Raw genomic sequence first — 22,847 nt, 5'->3', positions numbered from 1 at the left:
GTAGGAGTTACATGACGGAAGATTTTTATACATACCAAGCACAAACATCGCCTTACCCACTAGCATTAGAAGTTAGTAAGGCATCTGGGAGTTATATTTTTGACATCGAGGGGCATGCCCATTTAGATTTTGTTGCAGGAGTTTCTGCATGTACGTTGGGGCATTGCCACCCTGCCGTAGTTGCTGCGATTACCCAACAAGCCAAAGAATACATGCATGTTATGGTATACGGGGAATATGTACAAAAGCCAGCAGTAGATTATGCTAAGGCATTAGCCCAAGTATTGCCCAAATCATTAGAGAGCACCTATTTGGTAAATTCGGGTACAGAAGCCATAGAAGGTGCCCTAAAGTTAGCTAGAAGATATACGGGGCGTTCACGAATATTAGCAGCAAAAAATGCCTATCACGGTAATACCATGGGTAGCTTAAGTCTTATGAACATGGAAGAACGTAAAGCCTCTTTCCGCCCATTAATCCCAGATGTAGGTTTTATTGGGTTTAATGTAGAAGAAGACCTAAACTTAATTACTGACAAAGTAGCTGCCGTTATTCTAGAAACCATACAAGGGGGAGCAGGTTTTATTACCCCACAAGATAATTACCTAAAAAAAGTTAGAGAAAAATGCGACCAAACTGGGACGTTACTTATTTTAGATGAGATTCAACCCGGTTTTGGCAGAACGGGCAAACTCTTCGCTTTTGAACACTACCAATGTATTCCAGATATCTTAGTAGTTGGCAAAGGCATGGCATCTGGCATGCCCGTAGGTGCTTTTGTAGCTTCTAACCAAATAATGGCATGTTTACAAAACCCAAAATTAGGTCATATTACAACTTTTGGCGGCAACCCTGTCATTGCGGCAGCATCTTTGGCTACTTTACAGGAACTGCAGAAAAGCCAACTAATATCAGCTACTGTAGCTAAAGAAAAGCTTTTTAGAACTCTTTTGGTACATCCTTTGATTAAAGAAATAAGAGGTAAAGGGTTAATGCTGGCTTTGATTTTAGATAATGAAGAAATTGCAAACCATTTAGTACTAACAGCCGCAAAAGAGAAACTTATTCTTTTTTGGTTGTTATTTGAAAAAAAAGCGGTCAGAATTACACCACCATTAACCATTTCCGAAGCAGAAATTACAAAGGGTTGTAAGCAGATTTTAGACATTCTGAACAACACAAATTCCTAAACCTGTTAACTAATTTGTTAATAACAACACTGTCTATCGACAAAAATTAGGGCAATATCATCCTAATTTTAAGTTTATAGTTAACCACAACTAGACCTATGGCGTTAAATACTAACGAAAATCATAACCCTACCATTCACAAATTTGAGTCCATGCTTAAAACAGACGATGTCTATTTTTTTGATGCAGAGGACTTTGAGGAGATTATTCACCACTACTTAAACATTGGTAAGGTAACCCTAGGAAAAAAGGCCATACAAATTGGACTGCAACAGCATCCAAATTGTATGGAAATAAAACTTTTACAGGTAGAAGTTTTGGTTTTTGAAGACCAATTTACCTTAGCACAAGATTTGTTAGACGAGCTAGAAACTATTGATGCACACAACGAGGAAATTTATATTCAACGTGCTAATATTCTTTCTAAAAAAGATGACCATAACGGAGCAGTAAACATGCTTAGAAAAGCATTAATTCTTAATGCTAACGAAGATAATTTTGATATCTATTCGTTAATGGGCATGGAATATTTGTTTATGGATAACTATAAAAAAGCAAAAGAGTGTTTCATAAAATGCTTGGATGTGGATGACTCTGATTACTCTTCTCTGTATAATGTTATTTACTGCTTTGAGTTTTTAGAAGATTTTGATGGCGCTATAGTATTTTTAAATGATTATTTAGAGAAAAACCCGTATTGCGAAGTAGCTTGGCATCAATTGGGAAAAATGTATGACGAAAAAAACATGCATAAAGAGGCTTTGAGTGCTTTTGATTTCGCCATCATTTCTGATGATACATTCTTGGGTGCTTATTTTGAGAAAGCCAAGATTTTAGAAAAGATGGGGCAACTTAATGAAGCTATAGCTTGTTACGAAACTACTATTGAAATAGAAGACCCCACCTCTCACGCTTATTTACGTATTGGCAAATGCCATGAAAAATTAGGCAATGACGAGTTGGCCAAATATTATTATTACCATACCGTACATGAAGACCCTTTATTGGATAAAGGCTGGCTTGCCATTACCAAATTCTATTATAGAAAAGAAAACTATGAAAGGGCTCTTCACTACGTAAACAAGGCTATTAATATAGACGGAGACAACCCTACATATTGGAGATTAAATGCAGATACCTTTTATGCCTTGGGTAATTATGCAGAAGCAGACTTCGCCTATAAACAAGCTGTGGAATTGGGTAATTACGAGTTTAGTACGTGGTCTAATTGGGCAAAAACACTACATCATTTAAAGGATAGTGCGGCTGCTATACAAGTTCTACTGCAAGGGTTAGAGTTTTACCCTAACCATGCGGAACTTATTTATCAGCTTTCAGGTCTGTATCTTACAAATAATCAGCAAGATTTAGCTAAAGAACAATTAACCATAGCACTACAACTAAACCCTAAAAAATCTAAGGTTTTTTCAGAATTGTATCCAGAATTCCAACAAGTTAAATGGATTCAAGATACCATTAAAAGAAGTCCAAAAGCATCTACCTAAATAGTATCTTTGTAGCCAAACATAAGATTCATGCCTAGAAAGTTATTGGATTATGCCATCATAAGTTTAAAAGGAATGGCCATGGGTGCTGCAGACGTAGTCCCAGGAGTATCCGGAGGAACCATTGCATTTATATCTGGAATCTACGAAGAACTTATTAGTTCCATCAATAACATTAATCTAAGTTTAATCAAAACCTTACGTAAGGAAGGTTTTAAAGCCTGCTGGAAACAGTTAAACGGTAATTTTCTAGTAGCCTTATTTATAGGCATCTTTATTAGCGTACTTTCTTTAGCTAAGTTTTTGAGCTGGTTACTAGCCAATGAACCTATTTTATTATGGTCCTTCTTTTTTGGCCTTGTGGTAGCCAGTATTTTCCTAGTAGGCAAAGAAATTAAGCAATGGAACGCTATGAGTATTATAATTCTTATTGTTGGAGCGGTCGGCGCGTATTTAATAACCACAATACCCCCATCTGAAAATGTAGATAGTATTCCTTACTTATTCCTATCAGGCGCATTGGCTGTTTGTGCCATGATTTTACCTGGTATTTCTGGTGCATTTATTTTGGTACTTCTAGGGTCTTATAAAACTATTTTAGATGCTGTACACCAAAGAGATCTAATAACCATAGCAACGGTAGGTTTTGGTGCTGTTTTTGGCTTGTTAAGTTTTGCTCGCCTATTAAAATGGATGTTTAAAAACTATAAAAATGTAACCTTAGCTTTATTAACAGGGTTTATTCTTGGTTCTTTAAATAAAATATGGCCTTGGAAAGTAGTTTTAGAAACTAAGGTGTTTGATGATAAGGTGATACCAATAAATGAACAAAATGTTTCTCCTTTTGCTTTTGAGGGTGATGCGCAATTAATTCCCGCTATCGGTTTAGCTATCCTAGGATTTTCACTTATTTTTATCTTGGAAAGGGTTGCAGCTAAAAACAGACCGATAAGTGATTAATGCAAACACAAAGAACGCTATCAGATAAAATATTCTTAATTATTAAAGGCCTCTGCATGGGGGCTGCTAATAAAGTTCCAGGAGTTTCTGGTGGAATCGTAGCATTTGTAGGTGGCTTCTATGAGGAATTTATTTATTCCCTTCAAAAAGTAAATTTTAAAGCATTCAAGTTACTGTTTAACGGTCGTTTTAAAAGTTTTTTCAGGTATATTAACGGAGCTTTTTTAGTGCTATTAATCACAGGAATGCTTATCAGTTACTTTAGCGTTTCTAGATTATTAGATTATTTCTTAGAACGAAAAGAACTCTATGTCTGGGCTGCATTCTTTGGAATGATAATTGGCTCCATTTACTATATTTCTAAAGATTTTAAGGATTGGAACAAAAAAACCATTCCCCTAGGCATCATTGGTTTATTGGTTGGGATTGGCATTAGTTTTTTAAATCCTGCAAAAGAGAATGACAACCTTTGGTTTATCTTTTTTTGTGGTATAATTAGTGTTTCTGGGATGACACTCCCTGGCCTATCTGGTTCTTTCATCCTTATCCTTATTGGCAACTACGTATTGTTATTGGTAGATTCTGTTAATAGTTTATATTTTACGATAGCCGAAGTACTACAAGGTGATTTTAGCTTTTGGAGTAATCCACAACGTTTAAAAACATTAAAAATTTTAGCAGTTTTTACGTTAGGTTCTGCAACAGGCTTAGTAACACTATCTCATTTCCTAGGCTTTTTGTTAAAACATTACAAAGCGCATACCACTGCAATTATTATTGGCTTTATCACAGGTTCATTGGGCGTCTTATGGCCTTGGAAAAAAACAGTCTTTAAAACAGACCTCTCAGGAATGGTACTTTTGGACAGCAATGGAGATAGCATAATACTCAATTACAAAAGATATTGGCCAGATATCTTGGTAATGGAAACTTGGGGCGCAATTTTCTTTATTATCTTCGGCATCTTTGTGTTATTAAGTTTAGATTGGTATGGAAAAAACAGGAAAGAAAAGACTAGGACTAATAGGTAAAGATATTTCGTACTCCTTTTCTCAGGGCTATTTTACAGAAAAATTTAATGTGATGAAAATTGAAGGTTTTTCATACGAAAACTTTGATTTACAAAATATTGAAGAAATAGCATCTATTTTAAAAAACCCAGAAGTATTTGGGCTCAATGTTACCATTCCATACAAAGAACAAGTACTACCCTATTTAGATGAATTGGATAAAACAGCACAAGAAATTGGAGCTGTTAACACCATTAAATTTATTGATAATAAACGGATTGGATTCAATACAGACACGTACGGATTTAAAAATAGCATTACCCCTTTACTTAACATAAGCCATAAAAATGCCTTGATTTTAGGTACCGGAGGTGCTTCCAAAGCCATTGCATATGTCTTTAAAACATTAGGTATTGCATACACCTATGTCTCTAGAAGCGCAAAGCCAGGGCAATTGAGTTATATAGAATTAGATAAAGAAATTATAACATCTAATACCATAATTGTGAACTGCAGTCCTGTAGGCACATTCCCTAATGTAGCAGAAAAGCCTAACATACCCTACGAATATTTAGGCAAAAACCATGTACTGTTCGATTTAATTTACAATCCAGAAGTGACAGCCTTTCTAGCGGAAGGCAAAAAAAAAGGTTGTGTTGTACAAAATGGTTATCCTATGTTGGTAGGCCAAGCAGAAAAGGCTTGGGAAATATGGAATTCTTAACTTAAGATTCAGACTACCATCTAATTTATAGAGTTGTTCGTCTTATAGGTACAGAGACAAAAGAAGAATGATTACTTTTGTTTACGGTGGGTTTTCTTTATAACTTACCGCACACAGCCATCAATCTAATAATTAAAACGACCATTTAAGATGGACAATGAAGCAAATAAACCACAGGAAACTGCTGGGGGGAACCAAGAAGTAGAAAACAAAGACGGGTTGATACCTACGCCAGAAGAACGCGCAGAAGAGAAAACAATACATGTAGAAAGTACTACTACTCCTTCTGATGCTGCGATAAATGACGAGGTGCAAGATGAAATTGACCAAGAAAATGCGGAAGACGCAGAGGATTCTGAAAATGAAAAAAGACATGAAATTCCGTTCCTAGATTATCATGCCCTTAGCATGGAAAACTTGGTTGGTGAATTGCAACGTCTAGTAAAGAATGAAAAAGTACAAGCCATAAGCAAACATGTAAATGCGATTAAGCATGAGTTTGACCTTAAATTTCAAGCATTTTTAGAAGAAAAAAAGGAAGAATTTATTGATGCTGGTGGTAATGAAATAGATTTTAGATACAATTCTGTTACTAAAAGACAATTTAATGAAGTGTACAAGGAGTATCGAGAGAAACGAGATGCCTATTACATGGATTTAGAAAAATCCTTAAAATCTAATCTAGAGAACCGTTTAGCGATAATAGAAGAGTTAAAAGGGTTAGTTAATGTAGAAGAAGATATTAATACTACGTACAAAAACTTTAAAGATTTACAAGAAAAATGGCGTAATGCTGGGCCAATACCGCGTAATTCTTATAATGATGTATGGCGCACCTACCATCACCACATAGAAATTTTCTATGATTTTCTTCATTTAAATCGTGAGCTACGCGATTTAGATTTTAAGCATAATTTAGAAGAAAAACAAAAACTTATTGCACGTGCAGAAGCACTACAAGAAGAGCCAGACTTAGGTAAAGCGTTCCGCGAACTGCAAACATTACACAAAATCTGGAAAGAAGAGGTTGGTCCTGTTGCAAAGGAAATTAGGGAAGAGATTTGGGATAAGTTTAGTGCGGCTACAAAAGCGATGCATGCAAGAAGGCAAGAGCATTTTGCTGCATTAGAATCTACCTACGAAGAAAACCTTGTTACCAAAAACAAAATAATTGCTGGTATAGAAGAAATTTCTAATGCTGTTGGTAATAGCCACAAAGAAATTCAAAACCAAATAAAACAAGTTGAAGCATTGCGTGAAGAGTTTTTCCAAGCAGGGAAAGTGCCACAACGCGTTAATGAAGAAACTTGGGCCAGATTTAAAGATGCCGTTAGAGGTTTTAATAAAAAGAAAAATAGCTTCTACAAGGACCTAAAAAAAGAACAGCATGATAATCTAGAAAAGAAAAGAGCCTTATTAGAGACTGCAAAGGCGCTTAAAGATTCTGAAGATTTAGACCATGCGACTCCAGAAATGAAGCGCATTCAAAGCGAATGGAAAAAGATTGGTCATGTTCCAAGAAAGTATTCTGATAGCATTTGGAAAGATTTTAAAGATGCTTGCAACCATTATTTTGACAGGTTACATGCGCAAAAAAATGAAAGTCAAAAAGAAGAAATTACCAACCTTAACCTAAAAAATGAAATTCTTGGTCGTTTAAAAGAATTTAAGTTGGTAGGTGACAAAGACCAAGATTTACCAAAAATAAAAAGCTTTATTAACGAGTGGAAAAAGGTAGGTCACGTTCCTTTCAACAAAAGGCATATTAACGGTAAGTTTAATAAAATTATAGATGCGCTATTTAAGAAGCTAGACATCAGCAAGCAAGAATCTGAGTTATTGAAATATGGCGATAAAATAAAGCAATTAGCCAATGCAGATAATAACGAACGCGCTATTAGTAACGAACGTACCTTTATAAAACGTAAAATTGACGAAAGCAAAAGTGAAATTCGTCAATTAGAAAATAACCTGCAGTTTTTCTCTAACGCATCAGAAGATAATCCGCTAGTTAAAGAGGTAGTCAACAACATAAATAGACATAAAGATGCTTTAGCTACTTGGAAAGCAAAACTTAAAAACCTGAATATCATGGAAAATAAGCTGGCTAAAGAAGACGAAGAAGACACTGCCAGCTCGGAAGAAGAATAATTTTCTTCTACAACATTAAAACAGAGCCTGAACTTTTATAGGTTATTTAACTTTCCTATAAAAATTCAGGCTTTAGTTTTGCGCTTAAACCTAATCATAGTAAACCGAATTATGGAACTTACCATTGAAAATATACTACTAGTGGGTTCCGTACTACTTTTTATAAGTATTGTAGCAGGAAAAACCTCTTATAAATTTGGTGTACCTACATTACTATTATTTTTATTCATAGGAATGTTAGCAGGTTCTGATGGTATTGGTGGCATAGCCTTTGACAATCCCAAACAGGCACAGTTTATTGGCATTGTCTCTTTAAACTTTATTTTATTTTCTGGTGGCTTGGATACCAATTGGAATGCCGTAAAACCTATTTGGAAAGAAGGCATGGCATTATCTACTATTGGAGTTTTACTTACTGCAACAAGCCTAGGTACTTTTGTATACATTATAAGTGATTTTACTTTGTATGAGAGTATGTTGGTAGGTTCTATTGTATCTTCTACTGATGCTGCGGCCGTATTTTCTATTCTAAGGTCTAAAAATATAGCTCTTAAAACCAATCTAAGACCAACCTTAGAGTTAGAAAGTGGTAGTAATGACCCAATGGCATATGTACTTACCATTGCCTTTTTATCCTTGGTTGTAAATCAAGATCAACACATACTAAGTGTAGTGCCCACCTTCTTCTTACAAATGATTTTAGGTGCGATGGCAGGTTACGGTTTTGGTTTACTAAGCAAATGGATTATTAATAAAATAGAACTCGGTTTTGAGGGTTTATATCCGGTTTTAGTGATAACATTAATGTTTATCACATTCTCTGCTACAGATGCAATCGAAGGTAATGGATTTTTAGCCATTTATATTTGTGCTGTTTACTTAGGCAATCAAGATTTAATACACAAAAAGACTATTTTAAAAATGTATGATGGACTGGCATGGTTAATGCAAATCGTACTTTTTTTAACTTTAGGCTTACTAGTTTTTCCCACACAGGTAGTGCCTTATATAGGTATTGGGTTATTAATAGCTTTGTTTTTAATTTTTATAGCTCGCCCTATAGGAGTCTTTTTAAGTTTAATGCCTTTTAAAATGAAATTAGCACGCAGGTTCTACATCTCTTGGGTAGGGTTACGTGGTGCAGTACCTATCGTTTTTGCAACTTATCCTTTATTAGCAGGCATAGATAAGGCTAACATCATTTTTAACATTGTATTTTTTATATCGGTGACCTCTGTATTAGTGCAAGGAACAACGCTATCGGTAGTTGCAAAGTGGCTTAATGTAATACATCCGGAAGGTGAAAAAACAACCAACGAAACCGAGCAATTTATCGCAGAATTACCAAAAAACACCATTACTGAAATTAGTATCGACAGCAATAGTACAGCAGTACATAAGAAAATTGTAGAGCTAAGTTTTCCTAAGAATGCCATTATTGCTATGATTAAGCGCAATGATTCTTTTATCACTCCAAACGGTTCTACCGTAATAGAACCAAATGATATTCTTGTTGTCCTGGCAGAAAATGAGCACGAACTAAAGAACGTTAAGAACTGCTTAAAATAATAGGGCTTTTACTTTTAAGCTATACCTTTGTTTGCATGAATATTATTTGCAAACAGTATAGAGGATTGCCCCTTTTGTTATTGTACCTAGTTACATTGGTACAACAATTGGCTTTTGTACCAAGTGAGCAGATTCAAAAGGATGTACTTTCTAAAGACGAGCAGACCTTTGTAGTACACCAAAGTATACAAAAGCACGAGCAACAAGTACAAGAGGTAGATTATAAACCTATCTTAACTGTTAAGCGGCAACAAAATCCTTTTACAAAATGGTTTAACAAATCGATAATTACAAAGGTATTATCTGCAAATAAAACCCAGCAACTTGCCCAAAAGTTATTAGAAAATAACACTTTATTTCCTAAATTTTCTAAGGAAGACATTGTCTACCCCTTCCATGATTTTGTGTAACAATACACTTTACAACTAAGTTTTAAAGGCGCTAACTATTAGGTAGTTAAACGCATGTATCACATAAAATACATATTAATCATGGACTATTACAATACCTTAATAGGGGTACTACTACTTATCGTATCCTTATCTCCTATTGTTTGGTTAAGCAAGATGAGTAATAAAAATGGTAAAAAATTAACCCTAGGTTTAGCTGCAATGGCTACTCCAATACACGCTACTATTGTAGAAAAAGACATATTGTTAGATATGGCCATAGGGCTAGATGCACACGACAAAATTCTCTTTTTCATCAAGAATAATGAACAAAGAACAATAGATTTGGAATTATACCGCAAATGTGAGTTCTATGACACTTATATAAACACAAAACAAGGTAGTAAAAGGATAGCAACAATTAATTCCTTAGGACTTAAGCTTTATGCAAAAGCAGAAGGAGAACCACCACTGCTATTAGAATTTTTTAATTTAAATGAAAAAATTCAACCTAATGGTGAATTTGATTTAGCAAAAAAATGGAGTAAATTAATTACCGAGAAGTTATAATAAAAAGCCCCGAAGTAATTTCGGGGCTTTACATATTATTTAGCAACGTTAACAGAGCGTGTTTCTCGTATAACCGTTACCTTAACCTGTCCAGGATAGGTCATATCCGTTTGTATTTTTTGAGAGATATTAAAAGATAATTCTGCTGCTTGATCATCATTAACTTTTTCACTCTCTACAATAACACGTAACTCTCTACCTGCTTGTATAGCATATGCCTTTTGTACACCACCAAAACCAAAAGCAATATCCTCAAGGTCCTTTAATCTTTGTATATAAGAATCTAACACTTGTCTTCTAGCCCCTGGTCTTGCTCCACTAATAGCATCACACACTTGAACAATAGGTGATATTAAGCTAGTCATCTCTATCTCATCATGGTGAGCCCCAATGGCATTACAAACGTCTTTCTTTTCTCCATACTTTTCTGCCCACTGCATTCCCAAAATTGCGTGTGGTGTTTCTACATCCACTTCAGAATTTGGAACTTTACCTATATCATGCAATAAACCTGCACGTTTAGCTAGTTTAGGATTAACACCCAATTCTGAAGCCATTACACCACATAATTTTGCCACCTCTCTCGAGTGTTGTAATAGATTCTGACCGTAAGAAGAACGGTACTTCATACGACCGACCGCTTTTATAAGTTCTGGATGCAAACCGTGTATTCCCAAATCGATAACCGTACGCTTACCAATTTCAGCAATCTCTTCATTAATCTGCTTCTCTGTTTTCTTTACTATTTCTTCTATACGCGCTGGGTGTATTCTTCCATCGGTTACCAAACGGTGCAAAGACAAACGTGCTACTTCTCTCCTTACCGAATCAAAACAGGAAAGAATGATAGCCTCCGGCGTATCATCAACAATTATCTCTACTCCTGTTGCCGCCTCTATAGCCCGTATGTTTCTACCTTCTCTACCAATAATTCTACCTTTAACATCATCTGACTCTAGGTTGAATACAGAGACACAGTTTTCCACAGCCTCCTCTGTACCAATACGCTGTATAGTATTAATTACAATCTTACGCGCTTCTTGTTGTGCAGTAAGTTTAGCTTCTTCCATGGTACTTTGCATAAATGCCATGGCATCAGATTTTGCAGTTTCTTTTAAAGACTCTAATAATTGTGCTTTAGCCTCATCTGCAGACAATCCAGAAATAACTTCTAATTGTTGTACTTGACTTTTATGCAAACGGTCTACCTCTGCTTTTTTCTTTTCTAGAATGTCGGTTTTGTGCTCAAGGTCTTTTAGTTCAGCATCTAGTTGATCTTTTAACCTTTTGTTTTTAGCCAATTCACTACCCACTTGAGATTCTTTGTCTCTAGTACGTTTTTCTGCTTCTGCAATCTTCTTATCCTTGTTTATTATAACTTTCTCGTGCTCCGCTTTCAGCTCTAAAAATTTTTCCTTTGCCTGGAAAATCTTATCCTTTTTTATGTTTTCGCCCTCCTTCTGGGCATCTTTAAGTATTTTTTCTGCTTCTTTTTTCGCATTTGCGATTGTCTTAGTAGCCTTTCCCTTCTCTAACATCTTAGCAATACCAAAACCTATTGCTAATCCTATAATCACCGCTACAATTGAAATAATTGTAATATCCATCTCTATATTTAGTTTGATTTAAAAAAAAAAGCCCACATTAGCCAAGAAGTTTTGTACAAACTCCTATTAACAGGTTTAGGGCTACCAGACTGATCAGGGATCCTTGACAAAGAAGGCATGCCTTTACAATCCAAACTCACCCTTTTTAATTGTATTAGTGTTGAGTTTGTCAAAAAAATAGTACCAATGTGGGCAGTAACAATTTTCTATTTAAAAGAACTTATTCTACGCCAAGCTTAGTGCGGACCAATTGGTCTAAGGCTTTTAATCTCTCTTTTGCCTCTTTAACGCTTTCTGCTTCTTGTATATCTCCTTGCTCAATTTTGGAGGCAAACTGTAATGCACACATGGCAAGCACATCTTGCTTGTCACGAACCGCATAGTTTTGCTCAAATTTTTTGGCCAACATATCTATGTTTTTGGCCGCCTTTCTTAAACCTTCCTCTTGTTTAGGGTCAATGGTCAATGGATAGACCCTATCCGCAATGGAAAGCTTTATTTTTAGCTTTTCCCCCATATTATCCTTCTCCACTATTCCGCTAATTGTGCTATACAGCTATCAATTTCGCGTATCAGTGTATTTATCTTGAGCTTTGCTTCTGTTTTATTTGTTGTATTACTACCCAGCATAGAATTTGCGAGTTTTAAGGAATTGTACTTTTCTTCCCAAGCCTCTAAAGCCTCTTTGTCTACCTGTTGTTGCCCTTTTAAACGGTTAACCTCCTGGGTTAAACTTAAATTATGCTGCTGCAACACTTCTAATTTGTGCAACACTTTGCTCATTCTGTTTTCTAAAGCATCAACTATTTCAATAAGTTCGGCCATATGCAAATTGCAATGCGTATTCAAACAAAGTTAACTATCCTAAAAATACCTTACAATAGTTTTTACATTATTCTTACATTTTCACTTTCTTAACATTTTCCCTGCTTTTTATATTGAGAGCGAATAGTTACTTTAGTGCCTAAATACTTTTCCTTGCTATGCGCATACCCTTAATCTGTGTATTATTTTTATCCGTTTTTAGCTCATTGGCACAAACAAAATATCCACAAGATGTCTTTAGGTCTCCCATGGATATACCTATAATTTTGGCTGGTACATTTGGCGAGTTACGCTCCAATCATTTTCATGCAGGGATAGATATTAAAACTCAGTTAAGGGAAGGCTTACCAATTTACGGCATTGCAGATGGAACGGTAACCCGCATAAAAATATCTCATTGGGGATATGGTAAAGCACTATATGTTGCACACCCTAATGGATATACCTCTGTCTATGCACATTTACAGAAATTTAGTCCAGAAATAGAAGCGTATATTAAAAAAATACAATACCAGAAAAAGTCTTATGAGGTAGAGGTATTTCCTGATTATGGTGAATTAAAAATAAAACAAGGTGATGTAATTGCATATTCCGGAAACTCGGGGAGCTCTGGTGGTCCTCATCTTCATTTTGAAATCCGTAGCAGTGTTACAGAAAAACCCACCAATCCGTTGTTATATGGTTACGAAGTAAGGGATGCAACCAACCCCACCTTACTTGGGCTATATGGTTATCCTTTAGAAAATGCTCATATAAACGGAAGTGAGAATCAGTTACAAATTAATTTTACCAAACAAAAAGATGGTAGTTTTTTGGCGGATGAAGTTACTGCTTTAGGCACCATTGGTTTTGGAGTTAATGGATTTGACCGTTTAGATATGGCCGCAAATAAAAATGGTGTTTATTCTGTAAAACAAATTGTAAACGGAAAAGTATACTCTGAGTTTGATTTTGAAACCTTTTCTTTTGCGGAATCGCGCTACATCAATACGTTAATAGATTACAAACATTTTGGTAAACACCGTCAACGAATTCAGAAATTATTTAAAGAACCCTATAATAAGTTAAGCATATATAAACAGCTATACTTAGACGGTAAGATTATTATTGAGCAAGGGTTATCCTATAATGTGGAAATCCTTTTAGCAGATTATAAAGGAAATAAAACCAAATTAATTATTCCTGTCAAAGGAGCTAAAGAAGCCATTAAGAGCCCTAAAAAAGTGGAAAAAACTGATAATTATATCTTAGCCAATAAGCCCAATAGCTTTGACCTTGGTGCTGCTAAGGTTTTTTTTCCTGAGAATACGTTTTACAACGATTTTTACATCGACCTAAAAAAAGGAAAAGATACGGTTGGCATTCATGATAACACGGTCGCTGCACACAGAAACTTTACCATAAGTTTTGATGCTTCCGCATTCCCTGCTGAAGAAAGAAAACAACTATTCATAGCCAGACTAAAAGATAGTGACCAAACCCCGAGTTACACCAAAACGTATAAACGAGGCAACACATTTACGGCTAGAACTAGAACGTTTGGCACTTATACAATAGCAAAAGATACAACACCACCAGTTATTACGCCTAAAAATTTTAAAGCGAAACAATGGTTAACTAATTATCGTTATTTAAGCTTAACCATTGCTGATGATTTAAGTGGCATAAACAGTTACAATGCAACAATTAATGGCGAATGGATTCTAATGGAATATGAGCCAAAGACCCGAACCATAACCTACACTTTTGATGATAAGATTATGGATAAGACCGAATGCAATTTAAAAGTTACGGTAACCGATAATGTTGGTAATACTACCACACTTGAACAAACTTTCTTTAGAAAATAGCGCACAAATTACCAATCGGGGCCTACTAATTCTATTAGTTTTCTTTTGCTCCCTTCCCTTGTCTCTTGCTCAAAACGCAGTGATAACAGGTATTGTTTTAGATGAAGCACAACAACCCATAGCTGGCGTTAACATTACCGCTATTCCCTATGGCACGGTAACCAACAGCGATGGCAGTTACTTATTAGAGGTTATAGCAGATAAAAACCTACAACTGACTTTTACACACATTGGTTTTAAAACAATTACCGTAAATAATTTGGTTTTAAACACGAATGAAACGTTTGAATTTAATCCCGTGTTACGTGCAGATGCCATACAAATGGCGAATGTAGAGGTAAGCCCCACAGGAGATAGGATTACAAAAGGTATTACCTCCATAGCTCCAGAACTTGTACGTAAAATTCCTGCTGCCAACGCCGGAGTAGAAAACATACTAAAACTACTTCCTGGAGTTTATTTTAACAACGAACTCAGCACACAATACAATGTAAGAGGTGGCAACTTTGATGAAAACCTTATATATATTAACGGAATAGAGGTATATCGTCCCTTTTTAATTCGGTCTGCGCAACAAGAAGGTCTTAGTATTATAAATCCACAAATGGTTTCTAAGGTAGATTTTTCTGCAGGTGGTTTCCAAGCCAAACATGGTGACCGCTTGTCTTCTGTACTGGACATAACCTATAAGAGGCCAACTCAATTTTCAGTTACGGCCAATGCTAGCTTTCTTGGATTCGGCAGTACTTTAGAAACGATTTCTAAAAACAAAAATGTAAGCAGTATCACTGGCGTACGCTACAGAGATAATAGCCTTTTTGTAAATAGTCAACAAACGCAAACTACAGTAAGACCTCGATTTTTAGATGCTCAATCTCAATTTATTTTTAAAGTGAGCCCCACTCTTTCTTTTAATGTTTTGGGGCATGTAGCACTTAACAATTACACCAATACGCCTATAGCTAGGCAAACTAATTTTGGCACCATAAATGAGCCCAAGGCTTTAATTGTTTATTATGATGGAAAAGAAAAAACACAATACCAAACTGAATTTGGAGCCCTAAAAGCAAGTATTTTACCAAAAGACAATGTAAAATTAGATGTTATTGCCAGTGCCTACCATACTAATGAGAGTGAACTATCTGATGTTATTGCGGCCTACCAAATTGGTGAAGTGGCAAATAATTTGGGGACTACTGATTTTGGACAAGCAGTAAATGCAAGAAGTATAGGCGCTCAACTAAGTAGAGCTAGGAACGAATTGGATGCCCTGATTTTAAATTTAGAACATAAAGGGATAATTAAAAATGATAGCCAACAATTTAGATGGGGTGTAAAATTTAGTTTAGAAGATTTTAGAGACCAGCTACAAGAGGCGACTTTCTTAGATTCTGCAGGTTTTTCTTTAAGACCTCCAAATACGGCAATACCTAATAACCAGCCAGAAGAACCATTTACCGGCGCCATAATCCCTTTTGAACAGGTAGCAGCCCTAAATTACGTTAAGACAGACCGTTTAAGTGCTTATTTACAATGGGAAAATAGAACGCAATGGGGCAACCATGACATTTATTACAACCTTGGCATTCGTGGTCATTATTGGAACTCTCGTGTGGAGAATGGCAACAATAACTCACATCTTTTTTTTAGTCCAAGAGCCCAGTTTTCTATAAAACCAAACTGGGAACAAGATGCCTTATTTAGAATTGCTGTAGGGAGTTATAAACAACCTCCATTTTATAGAGAAATGCGAAACTTTAGAGGCATAGTGCAGCCTTCTGTACAGGAACAACGCTCAACACACCTAGTTATAGGTAATGAGTATTCCTTTCAGTGGTTTTCTCGTCCTTTTACATTGATTAGTGAAGCTTATTATAAACACTTAAATAACGTAAACCCTTATACTATAGAAGATGTACGCATCCGCTATGCTGCGGCTAATATTGCAAAGGCGTACGCGTACGGTGTGGACTTAAGATTAAACGGCACCTTTGTTCCTGGCGCAGATTCTTGGGTGAGCGTAGGATATTTAAAAACAGAAGAAAATTGGAACAACCGTGGCTATATTGCTAGGCCAACCGACCAGCGATTAAAATTTGGAGTGTTATTCCAAGATTATATGCCTACAATACCCAATTTAAAATTATACCTGAATCTTATTTATAATACAGGAGTGCCAGGTGGCTCGCCTAACTATGAAGATCCTTATGAGTTTCAACGTAGATTAAGAGACTATAGACGGGTGGATTTAGGAATTTCCTATATTTTAGCGGACGGAAATTCTAACAGACCTAAAAACCATTGGTTGGCCGTTTTTAAAGAGTTAGATGTAGGTTTTGAAATTTTTAACCTCTTTAACAATCAAAATAGCATTACAAATACATGGGTTAGAGATGTAGAAAGCCAAAATCAAATTGCGGTACCCAATTTTTTAACCTCTCGCTTATTCAATTTAAAAATGAATATGCGTTTTTAATGAACTCATGATTCGATATTTACTTTTAGTTAGTTTACTTTTTCTAGGTTTTACAGTTGATGCACAGAAAAATATTTATGAGAGCGCTTCTTTTGACGACCTTACGGATGACCACCAAATACTAGCCATTTTACCTTTTATCACGCAATTAGAGCTAGAACAAAGTCCAGGAGAAGAATTAAAATCGCTTACTGAAAGAGAAGCGTATGCTGTGCAAAATGCTTTAGAAACATATTTTTCTATTCGCAAAAAGAAAAAGAAATTTAATGTAGATTTTCAAGAAACCAAGGAAACCAACCGTATTTTAAAAGAAAAGGGTATAGATTACACTAATTTAGATGTGTATAGCACTAAAGAGCTGTCCAAAATATTGGGTGTAGATGGTATTATCAGTGGTAGCTTAGACCTTAATGTTTTACTTTCTAAGGGCGTATCTACAGAGTTTAGCTTCTTTGATTATTTTAGAGGTGATGCCAATTACGGTCGTATCGGCATTAAAATTGCAGATGGCGATACTGGAAAACTACTTTGGAAATACGAAAAGGCCATCACAAAAAAAACTGGAAAAAACACAACCGAGTTAATTGACAAAATGATGAAAGCAGCTTCTAGAAAGTTTCCATATGATAAAGAAAAGAAACGTAGAAAGAATAACTAGCTATTGGCAAATTCTTTAAGTATACTAATGGTATAATCTAACTCTTCTTTAGTATTGTATTTAGAAAAAGAGAATCTAACCGACGGCTTTTTAAGTTCTTCCTCTGGTAAAATCTCAGTCAATACATGAGACCCTAAATCACTCCCCGATTGGCATGCACTACCTTTGGAGCAAGCAATCCCTTTTAAATCTAGATGAAATAGAAGCATTAAAGACTTTTGCTCATTAAACGGTAACCTAACATTGACTAAAGTATAGGTACTTTTATCCATATCTGCAGAATAGCCATTAAAAGCCACCCCTGGCAATTCTCTTTTTAAACCATTAATAAAATGTGCCTTTAAATCTTTAACGTAGGCCATTTCTTCTGCCAACGAGTTGTAAGAAATGGTAAATGCTTCTTCTAGCCCAACAATATTATGAAAGGACTCCGTTCCTGCTCTAAAGCCACGCTCTTGAGAACCACCAAATAGTAGTGGCTTTAACCCAGAATTTCTCTTAATTACAGCAAAACCAATACCCTTTGGCCCATGAAATTTATGAGCTGCAGCGGTTAAAAAATGAATAGGTGTTTCTTTAAAGTTCCAAGGATAATGACCTAAAGATTGTACCGTGTCTGAATGGAATAGTGCATCATATTTTTGACACAAATTACCAACTGCATGCAAATCTAACAGATTCCCTATTTCGTTATTTACATGCATTAAACTAACCAACTTTTTAGTCTCATCTTTAGCTAACAAAGATTCTAAATGGTTTAAATCTGGATTACCATAAGCATCTATTTGCACAAAATGTAATTTTACTTGGTATTCCTTAGCCAATTCTTCTACCGTATGCAACACGGCGTGATGCTCTATTTTAGAGGTAATTATAGTTTCAACATTTAAATCCCTTACAGCGCAACGTAATATCATATTATCCGCCTCTGTACCACCAGATGTAAAAATAACTTCTGCAGGGTGTGCATTTATATACTTAGCAATGGTCTTTCTTGCTTTTTCTACAACTGTTTTAGCAGACCTACCAAAACTATGTATAGAAGAAGGATTGCCGTAAACAGTCGCTAAAGCTTCTTGCATTTTAACAATAACCTCTTGTCTTACTTGGGTTGTGGCCGCATTATCTAAGTAAACCTGTTGCATCTATCCGTATTTTCTAAAAAGCAAAATTAGCCATTCTTCTGTTAATTACTTCTAAATTTGATGTGCTTGCCCTGCGGCATAAAATGTATTTGCTTTAAATTTGAAAACATGAAACGAGTACTTTTACTTTTGGCCTTGGGCAGCTTTATAGCCTGCAGCGACGGCGATTTACAAATAGAAACCATTGATTTTGATAGTGTTGACCCACAAAATTGTGGTACACTTACCACAAGTACAACGCTATTTTTTAAACTAAATGACGACCAAGCCCTTATATTAAAATTAGCAAGCGGTTTACTAAAAAACGAAGCTAGCTCAAGTACCATAACCAGTAACATTGGCACTAGCGGTTCCCAATTAACCTACCGAATATTTTCTGATAATGTGACTAGCGCATACTTCTGCTCAGATTTTCCGCCTGCCACACCAACAGTAACAGAAGAGATAGAAGCTTCTGATGGTCAGGTCTTAATTACCACTGTTGCTGTAGATGAGACTACCTTTGAGCATACGATTCAATTACAAGGCATCACATTAGAAAATGATAACAAAGAGCGAATTACAGATTTAACTATCAATGAGTTTGGCGTAATTACCACTACGAGTAATTAACCATTTTGGCTAATATATACTTCCGTGGCTCCGAGGCCGTATTTTTTGTAGTCGGCATCGTAATAAGACACATTGCTATACCTGCCAAATAGATAGTGTAACTCCTCTTTTAATACGCCCTCTCCCACTCCATGGATAAAGACAACTTTTTGTATGCGTTTGTTGATTGCAAATTCTAACTGACGTTTTGCAGTATCTAACTGAAGGTTCAACATATCAAAATTAGTTAGGTCCCTTACAGATTTGGTAAGTTGGTGTATATGTAAGTCTACCTCCATTTTAGGAGCATTACGTTCCTTTGGCTTAACAACAGGTTTGCGCTTTTTCTGTGGGCGGTCTTTTTGTTTTTGGACTTGAAAAGCCTCAAAATTACTTACTTTAATTTCCCCAGCCACTTTAACCAATTGCTTAGCAGAAAAAGTTAATGGAAAACCATCTTCGGTTTCTATTGTAATTTGATTATTATTGATAGCGATGACGTTACCTTTAATGGGCTCGTCTAACACCTCTACCGAATCTCCTTTTTTAAACATATTTGTTAAAACAATTTTAACCTTATCTGTTTTCTAGTTCAAAAATAATAGTAATTTGAACCTGATTAAAACCGAAACTTAAATTCTATGTTAGCATTACATGCCTCCTTAGAAAAATTCATGCTACCATGTATGAATAAAAAGCTCTTTGGGATAGAGTGTCCTGGCTGTGGATTGCAACGATCTATTGCACTATTGCTTAGAGGTGAATTTATAGATGCTTTTTTTATGTATCCGGCGATATACACCTTAATTCCGCTATTAGGTTTATTCATTTTTAGCAAGTTAAGTCCCAAAAAAAATGTAACCTTGCTTATCAATATTTTTAGTTTCGCTACTGTAGGGTTAATAATAATCAACTATATAATCAAACTTTTACATTAAACAATTTCTTATGGAACAACAAAAGTTACCTAATGCAACCATTTCTATCGTACTTAGCATTTTTGGCTATCTATGCTGCTGTTTTAGTGCTGGTATTGGTGGTATTATCCTTTCTGCTATAGCACTAGTATTAGCTAATAAAGATAAAAAGACATATGCACTTGCTCCTGAACAATATTCTAACTATAGTCAAGTAAATACAGCCAGAATATTGGCAATTGTAGGCTTGGTTTTAGGCATTCTAGTTCTTGGATTAGGCATTTTCCAAATTATATCTGCTGGCGGCTGGGAAGGCTATATGGAACAACAGAGAGAAGTTTATGAGCAATTAGGAATTGAATTAGATTAAAATTTCAATTTTCTCATAATAAAAAGCCCTTGAACAAATTCAAGGGCTTTTTTTGATATTGATAATTCTCCATTATAAACTAGTTCGCTACTTCGCTTATAAATTTAAGGCGATATAAACGCAGTTCTTCGTCTTCATAGTCTCCATCAAACTCCTCCATAGCTGCGGAAATACTATCGGTTTCCGCTTCTAAAAAGTAATCGTGAATTTCTTCTTGTTGGTCTTCGTCTAAAATCTCATCTATCCAATAGCCTAAATTAAGCTTGGTACCACTAAAGACAATCTGTTCCATTTCTTTAATCAATTCGGGCAACTCTAATCCCTTTGCAGAAGCGATATCATCTAAGGGTAATTTTCTATCTACATTTTGTATGATGTATAGTTTCAATCCAGAATTGGCTCCAGTGCTTTTCACCACTAAATCTTCTGGCCTAACAATATCATTCTCCGTCACATAGTTATTAATCAAGGTAACAAACGGTTTCCCATATTTTTTAGCCTTACCTTCTCCTACTCCGTGGATATTGAGTAATTCTTCCATAGAAATAGGATATTTAAGTGCCATATCTTCTAAGGAAGGGTCTTGAAACACAACGAATGGTGGTACATCATTCTTTTTTGCTTCTTTTTTGCGTAAATCCTTTAACAGTTTTAAAAGATTTTCGTCCGTACTAGCACCAGCTCCTTTGCCTGCTGTAATGATGTTATCATTGACCGCCTCAGAATATTCATGATCCAAGGTCATCATAAAAGAGCTAGGATTTTGCATAAAATCCTTACCCTCTTTAGTAACTCCCAATACGCCGTACCGTTCTATTTCTTTTTTTAGATAGCCTGCAACTAATACTTGCCTGGTGAGCGCCATCCAATAGCCAATTTCTCTATCAGCACCTATACCAAAAACCTCCCGTTCATTGGTTTTATGAGATGTTATTAGTGCATTAGTTTTCCCCACTAGGGTTTTTACAATCTCTTTAGTTTTGAACTTTTCATTTGTTTCTGATACTGTACGTAAAAGTTTTAGCACATTATCTTGGGCCTCCTCTTTTGGTTTGGGATTGCGAGCATTATCATCCATGTCTGCTCCTTCCCCATTCACCTCATCAAACTCTTCTCCAAAATAATGTAAAATGAATTTTCTTCTAGACATGGAAGTCTCTGCATAGGCAACTATCTCTTGTAATAAAGCATGACCAATTTCTTGCTCCGCTACAGGCTTCCCGGACATGAATTTTTCTAGTTTTTCCACATCTTTGTACGCATAGTATGCCAAACAATGGCCTTCGCCACCATCTCTACCCGCTCTACCTGTTTCTTGGTAGTAACTCTCTATACTTTTAGGAATATCATGATGAATGACAAAACGAACATCAGGCTTGTCTATACCCATACCAAAGGCAATAGTAGCCACCACAACATCTACATCTTCCATCAAAAACATGTCTTGGTATTTGGCTCTAGTTTTAGCATCAAACCCCGCATGATAGGGCACTGCGCTTATACCGTTTACTTGCAATACTTGCGCTAACTCCTCTACGCGTTTTCTACTAAGACAATATACAATCCCAGATTTGCCTTCGTTTTGCTTAATAAAACGAATTATATCTGCATCTACTGTTTTAGTTTTAGGGCGTACTTCGTAAAACAAATTAGGACGATTAAAAGATGCTTTAAACACTTTAGCATCTACCATCCCTAAGTTTTTAATGATGTCTTCTTGCACTTTTGGCGTTGCCGTTGCAGTAAGCCCTATGATAGGAATATTATCTCCTAATCTAGAAATTATACTCCTTAAGTTTCTATATTCCGGTCTAAAATCATGTCCCCATTCAGAGATACAATGTGCTTCATCCACCGCAACAAAAGATAATTGAACGCTACGTAAAAACGCTATGTTCTCATCTTTGGTTAAGCTTTCTGGAGCTACATACAGTAATTTTGTAACCCCTGAGGATATATCATTCTTAACCTGTTTAATTTCTGTTTTAGTTAAAGACGAATTTAATACATGGGCAATACCTTGTTCTGATGACACCCCTCTTATAGCATCGACCTGATTTTTCATTAAGGCGATTAAAGGAGAAACCACAATTGCCGTTCCATCTTGCATTAATGCAGGTAATTGATAGCAAAGCGATTTACCACCACCTGTAGGCATTATTACAAACGTGTCTTTATCTTCTAAAATATTGGTGATTACTTGTTCTTGAAGTCCTTTAAACTGTGAAAAACCAAAATACTTCTTTAATGCGTTCTGTAATTCCATTGCAATAGCACTCATTCTCTAATTTCAGTTTAAAAAGGACAAACAATTAAGTTGGTCAAGATGAGAGGATTTGG

Annotated in this window: 21 protein-coding genes and 1 other RNA gene; 15 read left to right on the top strand and 7 right to left on the bottom strand. The window is 35.7% G+C overall.

Going from position 1 to position 22,847, the window contains the following annotated elements:
• Nucleotides 1-11: 11 nt before the first annotated feature.
• The 9 genes from HCO57_RS13530 (at nucleotide 12) to HCO57_RS13490 (ending at nucleotide 10,068) form a co-directional block, all read left to right on the top strand.
• A complete protein-coding gene (locus HCO57_RS13530; protein WP_136950935.1) occupies nucleotides 12-1,190 on the top strand; it encodes an aspartate aminotransferase family protein in 1,179 nt (392 codons plus the stop codon).
• Nucleotides 1,191-1,288: 98 nt separating this feature from the next.
• On the top strand, nucleotides 1,289-2,695 hold the full coding sequence (locus tag HCO57_RS13525; RefSeq protein WP_167989461.1) for a tetratricopeptide repeat protein: 1,407 nt from the start codon (nucleotides 1,289-1,291) through the stop codon (nucleotides 2,693-2,695).
• A 30-nt stretch (nucleotides 2,696-2,725) separates the two neighbouring features.
• The gene (locus HCO57_RS13520; protein WP_167989460.1) at nucleotides 2,726-3,655 is read left to right on the top strand and encodes a DUF368 domain-containing protein; all 930 of its coding nucleotides are present in this window, start codon (nucleotides 2,726-2,728) and stop codon (nucleotides 3,653-3,655) included.
• Entirely contained in the window at nucleotides 3,655-4,686 is a 1,032-nt protein-coding gene (locus HCO57_RS13515; protein WP_167989459.1) for a DUF368 domain-containing protein, read from the top strand. The genes HCO57_RS13520 and HCO57_RS13515 overlap by 1 nt, the downstream gene beginning before the upstream one ends.
• Nucleotides 4,646-5,389 carry a shikimate dehydrogenase family protein gene (locus tag HCO57_RS13510; protein ID WP_167989458.1) on the top strand — a complete coding sequence of 248 codons (744 nt, stop codon included), beginning with the start codon at nucleotides 4,646-4,648 and terminating at the stop codon, nucleotides 5,387-5,389. The genes HCO57_RS13515 and HCO57_RS13510 overlap by 41 nt, the downstream gene beginning before the upstream one ends.
• Nucleotides 5,390-5,539: 150 nt before the next feature.
• Nucleotides 5,540-7,540 carry a DUF349 domain-containing protein gene (locus tag HCO57_RS13505; protein ID WP_167989457.1) on the top strand — a complete coding sequence of 667 codons (2,001 nt, stop codon included), beginning with the start codon at nucleotides 5,540-5,542 and terminating at the stop codon, nucleotides 7,538-7,540.
• A gap of 111 nt (nucleotides 7,541-7,651) precedes the next feature.
• Complete coding sequence (locus HCO57_RS13500) at nucleotides 7,652-9,109, top strand: potassium/proton antiporter (RefSeq protein ID WP_167989456.1); 1,458 nt, start codon at nucleotides 7,652-7,654, stop codon at nucleotides 9,107-9,109.
• Between the two features lie 35 nt (nucleotides 9,110-9,144).
• Nucleotides 9,145-9,519, top strand: a complete 375-nt coding sequence (locus tag HCO57_RS13495) for a hypothetical protein (RefSeq protein ID WP_167989455.1) — start codon at nucleotides 9,145-9,147, stop codon at nucleotides 9,517-9,519.
• A gap of 54 nt (nucleotides 9,520-9,573) precedes the next feature.
• Nucleotides 9,574-10,068, top strand: a complete 495-nt coding sequence (locus HCO57_RS13490; RefSeq protein WP_209066171.1) for a hypothetical protein — start codon at nucleotides 9,574-9,576, stop codon at nucleotides 10,066-10,068.
• A 35-nt stretch (nucleotides 10,069-10,103) separates the two neighbouring features.
• On the opposite strand, the gene rny is transcribed toward HCO57_RS13490, so the two are convergent.
• The 4 genes from rny to HCO57_RS13470 form a co-directional block, all read right to left on the bottom strand.
• Nucleotides 10,104-11,675, bottom strand: a complete 1,572-nt coding sequence (gene rny, locus HCO57_RS13485; RefSeq protein ID WP_167989453.1) for a ribonuclease Y — start codon at nucleotides 11,673-11,675, stop codon at nucleotides 10,104-10,106.
• Nucleotides 11,676-11,732: 57 nt separating this feature from the next.
• Nucleotides 11,733-11,841: non-coding RNA, 6S RNA (gene ssrS / locus HCO57_RS13480), on the bottom strand.
• Between the two features lie 54 nt (nucleotides 11,842-11,895).
• On the bottom strand, nucleotides 11,896-12,192 hold the full coding sequence (locus tag HCO57_RS13475) for a cell division protein ZapA (RefSeq protein WP_136951082.1): 297 nt from the start codon (nucleotides 12,190-12,192) through the stop codon (nucleotides 11,896-11,898).
• A gap of 14 nt (nucleotides 12,193-12,206) precedes the next feature.
• A complete protein-coding gene (locus tag HCO57_RS13470; RefSeq protein ID WP_136950925.1) occupies nucleotides 12,207-12,500 on the bottom strand; it encodes a hypothetical protein in 294 nt (97 codons plus the stop codon).
• Between the two features lie 158 nt (nucleotides 12,501-12,658).
• On the opposite strand from HCO57_RS13470, the gene HCO57_RS13465 reads away from it, so the two are divergent.
• From HCO57_RS13465 to HCO57_RS13455, 3 genes are read left to right on the top strand one after another with little or no spacing between them, the layout of a single operon-like run.
• Entirely contained in the window at nucleotides 12,659-14,350 is a 1,692-nt protein-coding gene (locus HCO57_RS13465) for a M23 family metallopeptidase (RefSeq protein ID WP_167989452.1), read from the top strand.
• Complete coding sequence (locus tag HCO57_RS13460; protein WP_245167600.1) at nucleotides 14,325-16,826, top strand: carboxypeptidase regulatory-like domain-containing protein; 2,502 nt, start codon at nucleotides 14,325-14,327, stop codon at nucleotides 16,824-16,826. Before HCO57_RS13465 ends, HCO57_RS13460 begins: the two co-directional genes overlap by 26 nt.
• A 7-nt stretch (nucleotides 16,827-16,833) precedes the next feature.
• Nucleotides 16,834-17,484 carry a hypothetical protein gene (locus HCO57_RS13455; protein ID WP_136950922.1) on the top strand — a complete coding sequence of 217 codons (651 nt, stop codon included), beginning with the start codon at nucleotides 16,834-16,836 and terminating at the stop codon, nucleotides 17,482-17,484.
• Here the strand turns inward: HCO57_RS13455 and HCO57_RS13450 are convergent.
• A complete protein-coding gene (locus HCO57_RS13450) occupies nucleotides 17,481-18,629 on the bottom strand; it encodes a cysteine desulfurase family protein (RefSeq protein ID WP_167989450.1) in 1,149 nt (382 codons plus the stop codon). The genes HCO57_RS13455 and HCO57_RS13450 overlap by 4 nt on opposite strands.
• A 108-nt stretch (nucleotides 18,630-18,737) precedes the next feature.
• On the opposite strand from HCO57_RS13450, the gene HCO57_RS13445 reads away from it, so the two are divergent.
• Nucleotides 18,738-19,241, top strand: coding sequence for a hypothetical protein (locus tag HCO57_RS13445; protein ID WP_136950920.1), 504 nt, complete (start codon nucleotides 18,738-18,740; stop codon nucleotides 19,239-19,241).
• Here HCO57_RS13445 and HCO57_RS13440 read toward each other — a convergent pair.
• On the bottom strand, nucleotides 19,238-19,774 hold the full coding sequence (locus HCO57_RS13440) for a Smr/MutS family protein (RefSeq protein WP_136950919.1): 537 nt from the start codon (nucleotides 19,772-19,774) through the stop codon (nucleotides 19,238-19,240). The two genes, HCO57_RS13445 and HCO57_RS13440, sit on opposite strands and share 4 nt — an antisense overlap.
• An 87-nt stretch (nucleotides 19,775-19,861) precedes the next feature.
• On the opposite strand from HCO57_RS13440, the gene HCO57_RS13435 reads away from it, so the two are divergent.
• Both HCO57_RS13435 and HCO57_RS13430 read left to right on the top strand, forming a co-directional pair.
• Nucleotides 19,862-20,158 carry a DUF2752 domain-containing protein gene (locus tag HCO57_RS13435; RefSeq protein ID WP_136950918.1) on the top strand — a complete coding sequence of 99 codons (297 nt, stop codon included), beginning with the start codon at nucleotides 19,862-19,864 and terminating at the stop codon, nucleotides 20,156-20,158.
• Nucleotides 20,159-20,168: 10 nt separating this feature from the next.
• Nucleotides 20,169-20,507 carry a CCC motif membrane protein gene (locus tag HCO57_RS13430; RefSeq protein ID WP_136950917.1) on the top strand — a complete coding sequence of 113 codons (339 nt, stop codon included), beginning with the start codon at nucleotides 20,169-20,171 and terminating at the stop codon, nucleotides 20,505-20,507.
• 79 nt (nucleotides 20,508-20,586) lie between these two features.
• On the opposite strand, the gene HCO57_RS13425 is transcribed toward HCO57_RS13430, so the two are convergent.
• The gene (locus tag HCO57_RS13425) at nucleotides 20,587-22,788 is read right to left on the bottom strand and encodes an ATP-dependent DNA helicase RecQ (RefSeq protein WP_167989449.1); all 2,202 of its coding nucleotides are present in this window, start codon (nucleotides 22,786-22,788) and stop codon (nucleotides 20,587-20,589) included.
• Between the last annotated feature and the right edge of the window lie 59 nt (nucleotides 22,789-22,847).

Origin of the sequence: Croceivirga sp. JEA036 (assembly GCF_011882165.1) — a bacterium.
In the GTDB taxonomy this organism is placed as follows: domain Bacteria; phylum Bacteroidota; class Bacteroidia; order Flavobacteriales; family Flavobacteriaceae; genus Croceivirga.
This window is presented reverse-complemented; position numbering and strand designations above follow the sequence as displayed.

Excerpts from the sequence above, each read along its gene's own strand:
- HCO57_RS13490 (WP_209066171.1), top strand. The coding sequence starts at position 9,574 with ATGTATCACATAAAATACATATTAATCATGGACTATTACAATACCTTA.
- HCO57_RS13515 (WP_167989459.1), top strand. The coding sequence starts at position 3,655 with ATGCAAACACAAAGAACGCTATCAGATAAAATATTCTTAATTATTAAA.
- HCO57_RS13445 (WP_136950920.1), top strand. The coding sequence starts at position 18,738 with ATGAAACGAGTACTTTTACTTTTGGCCTTGGGCAGCTTTATAGCCTGC.
- HCO57_RS13495 (WP_167989455.1), top strand. The coding sequence starts at position 9,145 with ATGAATATTATTTGCAAACAGTATAGAGGATTGCCCCTTTTGTTATTG.
- HCO57_RS13525 (WP_167989461.1), top strand. The coding sequence starts at position 1,289 with ATGGCGTTAAATACTAACGAAAATCATAACCCTACCATTCACAAATTT.
- HCO57_RS13520 (WP_167989460.1), top strand. The coding sequence starts at position 2,726 with ATGCCTAGAAAGTTATTGGATTATGCCATCATAAGTTTAAAAGGAATG.
- HCO57_RS13475 (WP_136951082.1), bottom strand. The coding sequence starts at position 12,192 with ATGGGGGAAAAGCTAAAAATAAAGCTTTCCATTGCGGATAGGGTCTAT.
- HCO57_RS13430 (WP_136950917.1), top strand. The coding sequence starts at position 20,169 with ATGGAACAACAAAAGTTACCTAATGCAACCATTTCTATCGTACTTAGC.
- HCO57_RS13455 (WP_136950922.1), top strand. The coding sequence starts at position 16,834 with ATGATTCGATATTTACTTTTAGTTAGTTTACTTTTTCTAGGTTTTACA.
- HCO57_RS13500 (WP_167989456.1), top strand. The coding sequence starts at position 7,652 with ATGGAACTTACCATTGAAAATATACTACTAGTGGGTTCCGTACTACTT.
- HCO57_RS13510 (WP_167989458.1), top strand. The coding sequence starts at position 4,646 with ATGGAAAAAACAGGAAAGAAAAGACTAGGACTAATAGGTAAAGATATT.
- HCO57_RS13530 (WP_136950935.1), top strand. The coding sequence starts at position 12 with ATGACGGAAGATTTTTATACATACCAAGCACAAACATCGCCTTACCCA.
- HCO57_RS13505 (WP_167989457.1), top strand. The coding sequence starts at position 5,540 with ATGGACAATGAAGCAAATAAACCACAGGAAACTGCTGGGGGGAACCAA.
- HCO57_RS13425 (WP_167989449.1), bottom strand. The coding sequence starts at position 22,788 with ATGAGTGCTATTGCAATGGAATTACAGAACGCATTAAAGAAGTATTTT.
- HCO57_RS13440 (WP_136950919.1), bottom strand. The coding sequence starts at position 19,774 with ATGTTTAAAAAAGGAGATTCGGTAGAGGTGTTAGACGAGCCCATTAAA.
- rny (WP_167989453.1), bottom strand. The coding sequence starts at position 11,675 with ATGGATATTACAATTATTTCAATTGTAGCGGTGATTATAGGATTAGCA.
- HCO57_RS13465 (WP_167989452.1), top strand. The coding sequence starts at position 12,659 with ATGCGCATACCCTTAATCTGTGTATTATTTTTATCCGTTTTTAGCTCA.
- HCO57_RS13435 (WP_136950918.1), top strand. The coding sequence starts at position 19,862 with ATGTTAGCATTACATGCCTCCTTAGAAAAATTCATGCTACCATGTATG.
- HCO57_RS13450 (WP_167989450.1), bottom strand. The coding sequence starts at position 18,629 with ATGCAACAGGTTTACTTAGATAATGCGGCCACAACCCAAGTAAGACAA.
- HCO57_RS13470 (WP_136950925.1), bottom strand. The coding sequence starts at position 12,500 with ATGGCCGAACTTATTGAAATAGTTGATGCTTTAGAAAACAGAATGAGC.